This is a genomic window from Falsiroseomonas oleicola, from assembly GCF_019029495.1.
Taxonomy (GTDB): Bacteria; Pseudomonadota; Alphaproteobacteria; order Acetobacterales; family Acetobacteraceae; genus Falsiroseomonas; species Falsiroseomonas oleicola.
This window is the reverse complement of record NZ_JAERQM010000002.1, coordinates 835,801-847,967: the sequence shown is the minus strand read 5'-3', so window position 1 is coordinate 847,967 and position 12,167 is coordinate 835,801. Positions and strand designations below refer to the sequence as shown.

Genomic DNA, 12,167 nt, shown 5'->3' with positions numbered 1-12,167 from the left:
TGGTGTCCGGAAACGGCAGGGTTCAGGTGTCGCAGCCGAATCCTATTGCCGTTCAACGGCTTGCACCATGTCCGCCAACCCTGATGAATTTTCCGGGGTAGGTGCTGCGCCACAGGAACAGCAGGTCGTACATCTGTTCCGGATCGCGCATCTTGTTGGAGACGACGGGCCAGGGCTCGTTCAGCAGCCGGCTCGGGATGCCGGCGCGGGTCAGGCCGTTCTGCAGCAGGGATGCCGCCTGGATGGATTGCTCGTAGCCGATCATGCCGGCCACCACGATCTCCCGCATCGGGGCCTGCACCCGGGCCAGGTGCCACTTCGCCTTGTCGATGTCGTAGGTATAGCCGGCCAGGTCCTTCGGCGCGCCCCACATCGGGTTCGGCACCACGCCGGTGTTCCGCACCACGGAACCGCCGAGGATGTTGTTGATCCAGCCGTCATAGTCGAAGGAATGGCAGAGCGCCTTGCGGAAGTTCACGTCGTTCATCGGCGCGCGCTGGTTGTGGATGCAGGCGTAGAACAGGCGGGTGGATTCCGCCTCCATCACATTCAGATTCGCATCAGCCTGAAGCCGCGTGATCTGGTCCTGCGGCATATAGGGGTCGGTGCCCTGGAAGTCGCCGCGGATCAGGCCGAGCACGCGGCTGTTCACCTCCGCCACATAGCGGAAGTCGATCTCGGCCAGGCCGGCCGGGCCGAGGAAGTGGTTGTCGAAGCGCTGCGCCAGGAAGCCGCGGGCCGGGTCGAAACGGCGGATGATGTACGATCCTGACCCCGCATCATTGCGGTCGATGAAGGCCTGCCCCCAGTCGCCGCCACGTTCGTTGCGCTTCAGCAGGGCGCTGTTCACCACATAGATGTCGTGGGTGATGGCGGCGAAGATGGCGGAGGGGGTGGTGAGGTTGAATTCCACCGTATGCCGGTCCAAGGCCTTGGTGCTGCCCGGCGCGATCAGCGGCGCGAAGACGGGATAGGCACCCTTCCTCACCGCCAGGATGCGCTCCATCGAATAGACCACATCCTCCGCCGTCAGCGGCGCGCCATCATGGAAAGTGACGCCCTGGCGCAGCTTGAAGGTGTAGCGCTTGCCGTCGTCGGAGGTGCTGTAGGACTCGGCCAGCCAGGGTTCCAGCTTCGGCGGATTGTCCGCCCAGCGCATCAGGCTGTCATAGCAGTTGATGCGATAGGCGACGCGCCCGACATCGAAGGTCGCATGCGGGTCCATGGTGTCATAGGCGCTGCCATTGGCGAAGACGATGCGCCCGCCGCCGCCCCGCTGCGCCTCCGCGATGCGCGGCAGCCCGGCGGTGCCGGCCGCGGCGCCGGCCATCAGCAGGTTGCGACGGCTGATCGCCGGCACGCTGTCCTTCATCTCGCGCGTCGTCATTGCAGCATCCCCGTCTTTGATTTGCGGCGATGCTGCACTTGGCCAAATGCGGCCGTCAAGCGGGCTTCACCGCGCGAAGTGGCCGGCCGATCGGTTGCCGTGCCCGCCTTGCACGGATAGCGTTCGCCGATGGCGCCGGAGAAGGCAGCCGCTCGTGAAAAGGAAAGCCCTGATGGCGACGGAAAGCCCAACCGAAAGCCCCATCGAAAGCAAAGTCGCGCTAGTCACGGGCGGCGCGCGCGGCATCGGCCGCGGCTGTGTCCATGCGCTGGCGGAACGTGGCCATGACATCGTCATCGTCGACATGCTGCGGCCGGAGATGGAACGCACCGCGGCGGAGGTTCAGGCCATGGGCCGCGCCGTGATGATCGAGGAGGCGGATGTCGCCGACCATGCCCGCGCCAGGGCCATCGCCGCCGCCGTGCAGGCCCGCTTCGGCCGCTGCGACGTGCTGGTGAACAATGCCGGGCGCGGCAACCCCACCGGCATCCTGGAAATCACGGAGGAAGCCTTCGACCGCACCATCGCGGTGAACCTGAAGTCCTGCTTCAACTACATCCAGGCCTTGGTGCCGCTGATGCAGGCGGGTGGCGGCGGGCGCATCGTCTCCATGTCCTCGTTGAACGCGCATACCGGCGGCGTCACCAGTGCCGTCTCCAAATTCTCCTATGCCGCGGCCAAGGCCGGCATCATCGGCATGACCAGGGCCCTGGCCAAGGAACTCGGCCCCGACATCGCCATCAACTGCGTCTGCCCGGGCGTGATCGAGACGGAAGTCGGCAACAGCCTGACCAAGGCGCGCGGGCCGGAGCTGGCGAAGAAGATCATGCTCGGCCGGCTCGGCACGCCGGCGGATGTGGCGCAGCTCGTCGCCTTCCTCGCCACGGCGGAGCCCTTCTTCATCACCGGCCAGGCCATCACCATCGATGGCTTCCAATGGGAGATCTGACCGGCATGCCCAGCCCTGCCCGGTCCTTCCGCGTCGGCGTCGATATCGGCGGCACCTTCGCGGACTTCTGCGTGCTGGACGAGGCGAGCGGCGCGCTCTCCACCCTCAAGGTCCTCTCCACCCCGGCGACGCCGGGGAAGGAAGTGATCGACGGATTGCAAGGCGCGCAGCAGCGTTTCGGCATCGCGGCCGCCGAGATCGCCTGGTTCACCCATGGCACCACCGTCGGCGTGAATGCGGTGATCCAGCGCAAGGGCATTCCCCTCGCGCTGTTCGTCACCCGCAACTTCCGGGACGTGCTGGAACTGGCCCGGCTGAAGACGCCCGATCCCTACGACCTGCTGTCCCGGCGCCCGGACCCGCTGGTGCCGCGCGACCGGGTGATCGAGATCGACGGCCGCCTGAACGCCGATGGCACGGAAGCCGCGCCGCTCGACGAGGCCTCCGTCATCGCTGCGCTGGAACAGGCGGAGGCGCGCGGCGCGGAGGGCATCGTGCTGGCCCTGCTGCACAGCTACCGCAACCCGGCGCATGAACACGCGGCCAAGGCCATCCTGGCGCGGCTGCGGCCGGAGATGCCGGTCTACTGCTCCGCCGATGTCTGGCCGATCATCCGCGAATACGAACGCAGCATCACCGCCGTGGTGCATGGCCATGTGCAGCCACGCGTCGCCTTCTACCTCGCCTCCCTGCAACAGGCACTGATCCGCGCCGGGGTGACGGCGGAGCCGATGGTGACGAAGTCCAATGGCGGCGTCATGCGGGCGGAGCTGGGCAAGACCCGCTGCGTGGAGATGCTGCTCTCCGGCACCGCCGCCGGTGCCATCGGCGCCGCCTTCGTGGCGCGCGCGGCCGGGGTGGCACGGGCGATGAGCCTGGATATCGGCGGCACCAGCGCCGATGTCGCCGTCATCGTCGATAGCGCGCCGAGCTACGGCACCGGCGAACGCGTCGGCGATTTCCCGGTCTATATCCCGACCGTCGCCGTTACCTCCATCGGCGAGGGTGGTGGCTCCATCGCCGCGGTGGATGCGCTGGGGCGGCTGACCGTGGGACCGGAAAGCGCCGGCTCCACCCCCGGCCCAGCCTGCTACGGCCGGGGCGGCACGCGCGCCACCATCAGCGATGCGATGTGCGTGCTCGGCTTCATCGGCCATGGCGCGCTCGGCTATAATTCCGTGCAGGTCCGCACCGACCTGGCCGAGGCTGCGGTGGATGCGGTGGCGCAGGCCCTCGGCCGCACCCGGCAACAGGCGGCGGAAGCCATCGTGCAGGTCGCCATCAGCGGCATGTACCGGGAGGTCAGCAAGCTCGCCGCGCGGCAGGGTGTGGATGCGCGGGATTTCTGCCTGATGCCCTTCGGCGGCGCCGGCCCGATGCTGGGCGGGCTGCTGGCGCGGGAGCTGGGGATGCGGCAGATGCTGATCCCCGCCACGCCCGGCGTGCTCTCCGCGCTCGGGGGCCTGATCGCCGATATCCGCGGCGATGTCATCGAGACGGTCTATGCCGATGTCGATGCCCCCTCCCTGCCCGCCTTGCTCACCGCCTTCGCGCGGCTGCGGGCGGAGGCGGAACGCTGGATCCGGCAGGACCAGCGTTTTGGTGGCGACATCGCCTTCCGCCCCTCCGCCGAGATGCGCTACCGGGGCCAGTCCTTCGAGATCGAAGTCGCCCTCAAGGAAGAATGGCTCATCGCGGGCGACCTGGAGGCCATGGCGGAGGCCTTCCACCAGGCGCATGAGGCACTCTACGGCCATGCCGATCGCGGCGCGCCCTTGCAGGCCATCGCGCTGCGCATGGTCGTCGCCGGCACCGTCCCCGCGCCGCATTTTCCCGAACAGGACCGGGTGGAAGGAGCGCCGGAGGTGCTGCGGGAGGTCGAGGTCTGGCTCGACGGCCGCAGGCAAAGCGCGCCGCTGTACCGCCGCGACGCGCTGCGCCACGGCCATCGCTTCGCCGGCCCCTGCATCGTGCTGCAGGATGACTGCACCTCCTGCATCCCGCCCGGAATGCTCGGTGAGGTGGACCGGCTCGGCAATCTGCGGCTGACCCAGACGGAGGAGCGCGCATGACCATCGACCCCGTCACGCTGCAGATCTTCGGCAACCACGCCCAGGCCGCGGCCGAGAGCATGGCCTTCACCCTGTTCCGCACCGCCCATTCCACCTTCGTGAAGGAGACGGAGGACTTCACCACCGGCCTCTGCACGCCGGATGGCCAGACCTTTGCCAGCCCACGCGAACTCGGCGCCACCTGGTTCATCGGGCTGGAATACGGCCCGGTGATCCGCGCCATCACCGATTATCGCGAGGGCGATGTCGGTATGACCAACGACCCCTATAGCGGCTTCGTCTGCACCCATTCGCCGGACATCCATCTGTGGAAGCCGATCTTCTGGGAGGGCGAGCTGGTCTGCTTCGCCGTCGGCCATATCCACAACACCGATGTCGGCGGCGCCGTGCCCGCCTCCCTCTCCCGCGCCCTGACGGAGGTCCACCAGGAAGGCATCCGCTTCCCACCCGTGAAACTGGTGGCGGAAGGCGTGCTGGACCAGCGGCTGCTCGACATCATGCTGCTGAACGTCCGCGCGCCGACGCAGAACTGGGGCGACCTGAAGGCCCAGCTCGCCGCCATGAACACCGGCGAGCGCAAGGTGCATGAGATGATCCGGCGCTTCGGGCTGGAAACCTTCCGGGCCGGCATGGAAGGCCTGCTCGACCTGGCGGATCGCCAGGCGCGGCGCGTGCTGGCCGCCATCCCCGATGGCGACTACCCCTTCCACGACTACCTGGACGAAGACGGGCCGGGCGGCCTGCCCTGCCGCCTGCAACTCAACCTGCGCATCCGCGGCGAAACGGCGGAGCTGGATTTCACCGGCTCCGACCCGCAGCTCACCGCCTCGCTGAACATGCCGACCGGCGGCGCGGCGCGGCATATCCTGCTGATGGTGGGCTGGAACTATGTGCTCTACTCGCTGGACCCCAGCATCCTGCTGAATGGCGGGCTGCTGCGCCCCGCCACCTGCATCGTGCCGGAGGGCACGGTGCTCAACCCGGTCTTCCCGGCCGCGGTAGGCATGCGTTCCATGACCTGCATGCGGTTGCAGGGCGTGGTGATCGGTGCCTTCCAGCGCGCAGTACCGGACCGGCTGCCGGCGGGGCCGGCCAGCGGCGGGCCGATGCTGAACGTCAACACCACGGACAATCGCAGCGGCCGCCGCGTGATGGCGGCGATCGACCCGATCACCGGCGGTGCCGGCGGGTCGCCCTTCGGCGATGGCATGGACGGTTCCGGCGCCAATAGCGGCTTCCTCAAGAACACCCCGGTGGAGATCAACGAGGCGGAGGTCCCCATCCGCATCCTGCGCTATGGGCTGGAACCCGATAGCGGCGGCGCCGGGCGGCATCGCGGCGGGCTGGCGACGGTGCTGGAATTCCGTGTCCATGCCCCCGGCACCGTCGTCACCGCCCGCAACCGCGACCGCAGCCGCTTCCGGTCCTGGGGCGTGCAGGGCGGGCTGCCGGGGGCACCCTCCCAGTTCTGGCGCAACCCCGGCACGGCGCGGGCCGAGAACCTGGGCAATACGGATGTGGTCACGCTCGATCCGGGCGATGCCATCCGCATCATCTGTTCCGGCGCCTCCGGCTGGGGCCCGGCCTGGCAGCGGCCGGAGGCGGCGGTGTTGCAGGACCTCGCCGCCGGCAAGATCTCGGCGGAGGCCGCCGCGCGCGACTATGGCGTGGTGCCGGGCGATGCCGAGGCCACCAGGGCCCGGCGCGCGGCGCTGAAGGCCGCGCCGCGCCAGGACTTCGATGCGGGGCCGGAGCGCGCCGAATTCGAACAACTCTGGACCGACGCGAATTACGCGAGGCTGACCGGCATCCTCGCCAGCCTGCCCATCCATTGGCGCCATTTTGCCAAGCGCCGCATATTTGACCACGTCGTGGCCTCGGCTGATCGTCGCGGCGATGGCACAGAAGTGCAGGCCGCCTTCGACGCGCTGCGGGCCGAATTCCCGCAGATCACCGGCTGACCCAGGAGGAAACACCAATGACCCCGCCCGAGAAAATGCGCCGGCTTCTGGCCGAACCCGGCCTCGTCACCATGCCGGCGGTCTGGGACGGGCTGACCGCGAAGCTGACGGCGGAGGCGGGCTTCGCCACCGCCTTCCTCTCCGGCTCCTGTGTCGCCGCGGCGCGACTCGGCGGGCCCGATCTCGACCTGGTCTCCTTCGGCGAGATGTTCGACAGCTTCACCATGGTGCGCAATGCGGCGCCGGATCTGCTGATCCTGGCCGATGGCGACCATGGCTATGGCAATGCCATGAACGTGCAGCGCACCGTCGCCGCCTATGGCCGCGCCGGCGCCGCCGCCGTGCTGATCGAGGACAAGATCACCCCGCGCGCCTTGACCGCCGCCGGCAAGCCCTGCCTGCCGCGCGACCAGGCGCGGATGAAGATTCGCGCCGCGGTGCAGGCGGCTAAGGAGTCCGGCATCCTGGTGCTGGCCCGCACCGATTGCCGCCCGACCCAGGGTTTCGAGGAGGCGCTGGCCCGGATCGAGATGTATGTCGAGGAAGGCGCCGATATCCTGTTCTTCGACAGCCCGGAGAATGACGACGAGATCCGCGCCTCGGTGGCCGCCGCCGCAGGGCGCCCGACCTTCGCCGTGCTCTCCCCCGGCGCACCGCGCGCCACGCCCAGCCGCAGCCAGGCGGAGGCGCTGGGGCTGAAGATCGCGACCTATCCCACCGGCCTGCTCTCCCCGGTCGCCGCCGGCATCAAGGCCGCCCTCGCCGCGCTGAAGGCCGGGCAGGCGGAGGCCGCCAGCGCCCTGCCGCCGGCCGAACTGCGCACCACACTGGGCTACCCGGCCTATGACGAGGCGGCGCGCCCCTTCATCGTGTGAGGCGGCCTCCCGCCCCCTGGCCAGCCGTGGCATGATGGGGCGGCGGGCGTTGCCCCGTGGCGGCAAGGAGAGACCCCGATGCCGCAGGAACCATTCGGCGCCGAGCAGGACGCGGCCCTGCAGGCGGCTGCGGAAGCCGCCGGCCTGACCATTAGCCCGGCGGAGGCGCGGCCGCTCTGGCGCGCTTTGGGCGGCGCAGTGCCGGCCGATGCCGCCGCGCTGCGCGACGCCCTGCTGGCGCTGCGCCGGCGTGGCTGGCGCGTCCGGCTGGCGGAACTCGCCCGCCGCGCCACCGGCCTGCCGGCGCGGGGCGAGGACCTGGATGCCGCCGCCGCCGCCCTCTCCCGCCTCGATTCCGGCGAGACGGAGCTGTTGCGGGCGCTGCGGGAGGCGGTGCTGGCCCGCCTGTCCGGCCATGCCGGGCTTGAGACGGCGCTTGCCGCTGCGCTGGAGGACCTGCCCCGCCCGCCCAATGGCGAACCCACGCTGGAGGCGATCGCCCATTGCGCCAGCCTGGTGGCCGAGGCCTTCGCCCTGCCCGCCACCGACGCCGCCGCCTTCACCCGCCGCGCGACGGAGGAGGAACGCCGCCAGCGCGCCGCCCGTCGCGCCGCCGCCAAGGCCGCGCGCGAAACCCAGGTGGAGGAGGAAGGGCGCCTCAAGGACTGGGAATCCTCCCTGGTCCGGGCGGAGGCCCTGCCCGCTCTGCTCCAGGCCAGCCGGGCGGAGGTCGAGGGCTGGCTGCGGGAAGGCCGCCTGCCGGTCGCGCGCCATGTGCCGCTGCGCAAGGGCGGCCGCCGCATCCGCGTGCCGGAATTCGACCCCGCCGCGCTGCGCCAGGTGGTGCCCACCCTCCGCGCACCCCGCCCCGCCGCGCGCGCGCCCACAGCGGCGCCGGTGGCGGAGGAAACCCGCCGCAGCAGCAATGCCACCATCGCCCGCATCGCCGGGCTGGACCGCTATGCTGCGCATTTCGCCACCGCCCGCGCCTTGGACCGGCGCATCATCGCCTGTCTCGGCCCGACCAACTCGGGAAAGACCTATTACGGCCTGACCCGGCTGGCGGAGGCCGAGAGCGGCGTGGCGCTCGGCCCGCTGCGGCTGCTGGCGCATGAATATCGCGACGCGCTGGAAGCCCGCGGCGTGCCGACCTCCCTCTCCACCGGCGAGGAACGCATCGACAGCCCCGGCAGCCGCCACACGGCGGCGACGGTGGAGATGTGCCCCTTCAACACCCCCTTCGACGTGGCGGTGGTGGATGAGGCGCAGATGCTGGCCGATCCGGAGCGCGGCCCGGCCTGGACCGCCGCCATCATGGGCGTGCCGGCCCGCACCGTGATCGTGCTCGGCGCGCCGGATGCGGCGCCGATGCTGCGGCGCCTCGCCGCGCTCTGCGGCGACCCGCTGGAGGAAATACGGCTGGAGCGGATGGGGCCGCTGACCGCCGCCCCCACCCCGGTGCCCCTGGATGAGATCGGGCGCGGCGATGCCGTCATCGCCTTCTCCCGCCGCGAAGTCTTCGCGCTCCGCGCCGCCCTGCTGCGCAAGGGGCGCAGCGTCGCCGTGGTCTATGGCGCCCTCGGCCCCAGCGTCCGCCGCGCCGAGGCCCGCCGCTTCCGGGAAGGCGAGGCGGAGGTGCTGGTGGCCACCGATGCCATCGGCATGGGGCTGAACATCGGCCCGCTGCGCCGCGTGGTGTTCTCCGCGCTCAGCAAATGGGACGGGCAGTCGGACCGGCCGCTGACGGTGCAGGAGATCAAGCAGATCGGCGGCCGCGCCGGGCGTTTCGGCGGCGCCCATGCGGAGGGCGTGGTGGCGGTGCTGGCCGGCGGCGGCAATCCCAAGGACATCGCCCGGGGGCTCGCCGCCGGGCCGGTGCCGCCCGTGGATCTGCGCCCGCCGGTGGCGCCCGATGCGGATATCGTCGCCGCTGTCGCCGCCGAGATCGGCACGCAAAGCCTGTTCGGCGCGCTGCGCCGGATCGAGCGTTCGGTGCTGCGGCGGGACGATCCGAATTACCGCCTGGGCGACCTCTCCACCCAAATCGCCATCGCCGCCGCCGTGGACGGTGTGCGGGAGCTGTCGCTGCTCGACCGCTGGACCTATGCCATGTGCCCGGTGGATGCGCGGGATGAGGGGGTGCAGCGGCTGACCGACTGGGCGGTGGCCCATGCCCTTGGCAGCGCCATCCCGCCGCCCCGCGCCGGCCGCCTGCCGCCACCCGACCGCGCCGGGCAGGAGGCCCTGCAGCTGGCGGAGCGCGTGCATCGCCGCCTGGTGGCCTGGCGCTGGATGGCGATGCGCTTCCCGCTGATCTATCGCGACATCGAGGGCGCGCTGGCCGAAAGCCGGCGGCTGAACGGCTGGATCGAGGCCGTGCTGTCGGCCCAGCCCAGCGAGCGCAACCGGGCGGGAGAAGCCCTGGCCCAGCCGGTCTTCAAGGGACGCAAGCGGCGTTAGTACAGCTCATGTGACCAGCAGACCGACATCCGGCTTACCCGTTCGACAGGATCTTGAGGCCATGAAGATCAATGCGCATCGCCTGGACGACAGCTTGACCGTGGCAGTGATCGGGCGGCTGGACACCAGCACGGCGCCCATGCTCGGTCGGGACATGGAGTTGGAAGGGGTTCGGCACCTCGTTCTCGATCTCGACGCGTGCCACTACGTTTCCAGCGCAGGATTGAGAGAACTGCTGCGCGCAAGGAAGCGACTGGCGGCCGTGGACGGCACGATGCTGCTGACCAATTTGAGCCGTGATATCCAGGACATCCTGGATATCACGGGCTTCTCCAAGCTCATTCCGAGCCAGCCCAGGGTCCGGACCATTTCCCTGGAGGGGCTGGAATTCCTTTCCGCCGGCGTCTGCGGCGAGTGCTATCGCCTGGACCCCGAAACCATCGTGAAACTCTACAAGGAAGGGATCGGGGCCGACATCGCCGAGAAGGAGAAGCAGTTCGCGAAAGCGGCCTTCGTATTGGGGATACCGACCGCGATCTCCTTCGACGTCGTCGCCTGCGGCACCCGGACGGGTGTGGTCTACGAGATGCTGGAAGCGACGCTGTTCAGCGCCAACATCCGGAACGACCTGCAGCACATCGACAGCCACGCCCAGCTTCTCGCACAAGTCGCCCGAACGGTTCACGAAACCCCCGCCGACCCGGCGATCTTTCCGGATATCAAGGCGAACTTCCGGCACTACATCGACCAGATGGACTTCTTCCTGTCGGCCAGCGAGATCGCGTTGCTGCATCGTCTGCTGGAGACGATTCCGGACGCCGATACCTGTGTCCACTTCGATCTGCACACCAGCAATATCATGATCCGTGACGGCGAACCGGTGATCATCGACATGGGCGACCTGTCCCGGGGGCACTACCTCTTCGACATCGGGCTTCTCTGCACCATCTACGGCTATCCCGAAACGGGCATCTGTGAGATGGCGACGAAGATACCGAACGCCGACGGCCTTCGATTGCTGGAGCATTTCCTGGCACATTATTTCCGCGACAAGCCAGAGGACGAATATCGCTTCTTCCAGGACAACAAGTATTTTCTGGCCTCGCTGAGGCTCATCTACACCAGCACCTTCCTGCCCAGCCTCAAGGCGGAGTCAGCGCGGATCATCAAGGACATACTGCTGCCGAAGATGATCAGGTGACGACTGCCACGCTGATCTGGCAGGCTGCGGAAGATCGCTGAGATCCCTCTCCGCGCCCTGTCAGTCCCGCGCCCCCGAAGCACGCGCCGCGAACTCCGCCGGCACCTCCTTCCCCGCATCGACAAAGGCCTTGCGCAGCGCCTCCACATTCGGGCTGAAGATCGTGCGCCGGTTGTCCACCGCCCAGGCGTGGGAGGCGCGGAGCGTGTCCAGCGACTGCTGGAAGCGCGGCATGACCCAGCGGGCGAACAGCTCGTAGCTGCGCCAGCTCTGCTCGCGGTCGGCCCAGTCATTGGCGCGGAACAGGAAGCCGCCGAAGCCGCCAGCGCTGGCCTCGATCAGCTTCTCGATGCCCCGCGCCACCGTCTCCGGCGATCCCACCAGAGTGGTGCCTGCCTTCACGCCATCGGTCAGCGGGTCCTGCGAACGGCCGGGCGGGCGGCCCAGCGCATCCTCGAAATAGGTCACCGTCTCGGCCCGTTCCCCGATGCGGACGTCTTCCAGCGCGCGCTCGTCGGTCTCCGCCACATGCACGTTCATCACCATGCGCCAGTCGGCGCGGTTCATGGTCTTGCCATGCCGCGCCGCCTCCTCCTCCGCGATCTTCCACTGGCCTGGCAAAGCGGCAGAGCCGCCCGGCAGGCCGGCACCCAGCGACAGGATGCCGACGCCGTGGCGGCCGGCCGTCGCCGGCCCGGCGGGGGTCAGGGTGCTGGCCACCGCGATGGGGAAATGCGGGTCGCTATAGGGACGCAGATGCAGCCGTGCCTCCCGCATCTCGAACCAGTCGGTCTTGCGCGTCACCGGCCCGTCGCAGCGCAGCAGGGCCATGATGGCCTCCAGCGCCTCATCCATCCGGCGGCGCTGGGTGGCGGGCTCGATGCCGAGCATATAGGCGTCGGAGACCAGCGCGCCGGGGCCGCAGCCCAGCATGGCGCGGCCGCGCGTCATGTGATCCAGCTGCACGAAGCGCTGCGCCACCAGGAAGGGGTGGTGATAGGGCAGGCTGGTGACACCGGAGCCGAGGCGGATGTGCTTCGTGCGCTCCGCCGCCGCGGCGATGATGAGCTCCGGCGAGGCGATGGTCTCCCACCCCGCCGAATGGTGCTCGCCGATCCAGGCCTCGTCATAGCCGAGGCGGTCGAGCCATTCGAGCATCTCGATATCGCGGGCGATGGCCAGCGTCGGATTGTCGCCCAGGCGGTGGAAGGGTGCCAGGAAGACACCGAACTGAAGGCCGCGCTTCGCCATGAACCCTGCTC

The 12,167-nt window shown here is 69.5% G+C and carries 8 protein-coding genes; 6 read left to right on the top strand and 2 right to left on the bottom strand.

The genetic code is table 11. From position 1 onward, the window contains the following. Positions 1-52: 52 nt before the first annotated feature. The gene (locus JJQ90_RS10865) at positions 53-1,387 is read right to left on the bottom strand and encodes an ABC transporter substrate-binding protein (RefSeq protein WP_230410526.1); all 1,335 of its coding nucleotides are present in this window, start codon (positions 1,385-1,387) and stop codon (positions 53-55) included. A 172-nt stretch (positions 1,388-1,559) separates the two neighbouring features. Between JJQ90_RS10865 and JJQ90_RS10860 the strand changes: the two genes are divergently transcribed. The 6 genes from JJQ90_RS10860 (at position 1,560) to JJQ90_RS10835 (ending at position 10,905) form a co-directional block, all read left to right on the top strand. Then, positions 1,560-2,336: an SDR family NAD(P)-dependent oxidoreductase gene (locus tag JJQ90_RS10860; RefSeq protein ID WP_216875147.1), complete on the top strand. Its 777-nt coding sequence runs from the start codon at positions 1,560-1,562 to the stop codon at positions 2,334-2,336. A 5-nt stretch (positions 2,337-2,341) separates the two neighbouring features. Then, positions 2,342-4,408 carry a hydantoinase/oxoprolinase family protein gene (locus JJQ90_RS10855; protein ID WP_216875145.1) on the top strand — a complete coding sequence of 689 codons (2,067 nt, stop codon included), beginning with the start codon at positions 2,342-2,344 and terminating at the stop codon, positions 4,406-4,408. Beyond that, positions 4,405-6,369: a hydantoinase B/oxoprolinase family protein gene (locus JJQ90_RS10850; protein WP_216875143.1), complete on the top strand. Its 1,965-nt coding sequence runs from the start codon at positions 4,405-4,407 to the stop codon at positions 6,367-6,369. Before JJQ90_RS10855 ends, JJQ90_RS10850 begins: the two co-directional genes overlap by 4 nt. A 17-nt stretch (positions 6,370-6,386) precedes the next feature. Continuing rightward, complete coding sequence (locus JJQ90_RS10845) at positions 6,387-7,244, top strand: isocitrate lyase/PEP mutase family protein (protein WP_216875141.1); 858 nt, start codon at positions 6,387-6,389, stop codon at positions 7,242-7,244. 78 nt (positions 7,245-7,322) lie between these two features. Next, positions 7,323-9,704 carry a helicase-related protein gene (locus JJQ90_RS10840; RefSeq protein WP_216875139.1) on the top strand — a complete coding sequence of 794 codons (2,382 nt, stop codon included), beginning with the start codon at positions 7,323-7,325 and terminating at the stop codon, positions 9,702-9,704. Positions 9,705-9,765: 61 nt separating this feature from the next. Then, positions 9,766-10,905, top strand: a complete 1,140-nt coding sequence (locus JJQ90_RS10835; protein ID WP_216875136.1) for an anti-sigma factor antagonist — start codon at positions 9,766-9,768, stop codon at positions 10,903-10,905. Between the two features lie 60 nt (positions 10,906-10,965). On the opposite strand, the gene JJQ90_RS10830 is transcribed toward JJQ90_RS10835, so the two are convergent. Beyond that, positions 10,966-12,156, bottom strand: coding sequence for an LLM class flavin-dependent oxidoreductase (locus JJQ90_RS10830; protein ID WP_216875134.1), 1,191 nt, complete (start codon positions 12,154-12,156; stop codon positions 10,966-10,968). Between the last annotated feature and the right edge of the window lie 11 nt (positions 12,157-12,167).

What these genes read in the sequence shown, in the direction of transcription:
- JJQ90_RS10865 (WP_230410526.1), bottom strand. Translation starts at nt 1,387, where the DNA reads ATGACGACGCGCGAGATGAAGGACAGCGTGCCGGCGATCAGCCGTCGC.
- JJQ90_RS10855 (WP_216875145.1), top strand. Translation starts at nt 2,342, where the DNA reads ATGCCCAGCCCTGCCCGGTCCTTCCGCGTCGGCGTCGATATCGGCGGC.
- JJQ90_RS10840 (WP_216875139.1), top strand. Translation starts at nt 7,323, where the DNA reads ATGCCGCAGGAACCATTCGGCGCCGAGCAGGACGCGGCCCTGCAGGCG.
- JJQ90_RS10860 (WP_216875147.1), top strand. Translation starts at nt 1,560, where the DNA reads ATGGCGACGGAAAGCCCAACCGAAAGCCCCATCGAAAGCAAAGTCGCG.
- JJQ90_RS10830 (WP_216875134.1), bottom strand. Translation starts at nt 12,156, where the DNA reads ATGGCGAAGCGCGGCCTTCAGTTCGGTGTCTTCCTGGCACCCTTCCAC.
- JJQ90_RS10845 (WP_216875141.1), top strand. Translation starts at nt 6,387, where the DNA reads ATGACCCCGCCCGAGAAAATGCGCCGGCTTCTGGCCGAACCCGGCCTC.
- JJQ90_RS10850 (WP_216875143.1), top strand. Translation starts at nt 4,405, where the DNA reads ATGACCATCGACCCCGTCACGCTGCAGATCTTCGGCAACCACGCCCAG.
- JJQ90_RS10835 (WP_216875136.1), top strand. Translation starts at nt 9,766, where the DNA reads ATGAAGATCAATGCGCATCGCCTGGACGACAGCTTGACCGTGGCAGTG.